A 685-nucleotide genomic window follows, 5' to 3' on the forward strand; every position below is an offset into this window, starting at 1 on the left:
TTTGGGGTAGGTGCGCGCGGCCCAGCCGGCGACCAGCGTGACGGCGCCGACGCTCCAGCCGCCGCTGGCGAACTGGCTGGCCGCCAAAGTGCGTGCCGCCCAGACGGCTTCGTGTGGGGCCACCCAGTGCACCTCGTTGAAGGCGGGGTAGTCGATGTTGGCCGGGTGGATGCTGGAGCCCAGTCCGCGCATGAGCCGGGTGGTGGCCGGTTGGCCGAAAATGGTCGAGCCGATGGTGTCGACCCCGATCAGTTTCATGTCGGGGTTGAATCGGCGCAGCACCCGCGCCACGCCGGCGGAGTGTCCCCCGGTGCCTACCGAGCAGACCAGCACGTCGACGTTGCCGAGCTGATCAAGCAGCTCCAACGCCAACGATCGGTAGCCGGTGATGTTGTCGGGGTTGCTGTATTGGTCGGGGCACCAAGCCCCCGGCTCGGCGGCCAGGACTTGGGCGACGCGGTCTTTGCGGGCCTGTTGCCAGCCCCCCACCGGGTGCGGCTCGGTGACCAGCTCGACATCGGCGCCGTAGGCGGCCAGCATGTGGCGCACGATCGGTTCCATGCCGGTGTCGGTGACCACGGTGACCGGATGCCCGTAGGCTTGCCCGGCCAGCGCCAGGCCCAATCCGAGGCTGCCGCTGGTGGAATCCACGATGCGGGCCCCGGGTGTGAGTTCGCCGCGGGCC

Annotated in this window: 1 protein-coding gene; it reads right to left on the bottom strand. The window is 69.8% G+C overall.

The genetic code is table 11. The features are described from left to right. On the bottom strand, window positions 1-685 hold a 685-nt coding region (locus tag JF781_RS28075), incomplete at both ends, for a PLP-dependent cysteine synthase family protein (protein ID WP_225341371.1).

The sequence above is a fragment of the Mycobacterium sp. WUMAC-067 genome (assembly GCF_020217485.1).
Taxonomy (GTDB): domain Bacteria; phylum Actinomycetota; class Actinomycetes; order Mycobacteriales; family Mycobacteriaceae; genus Mycobacterium.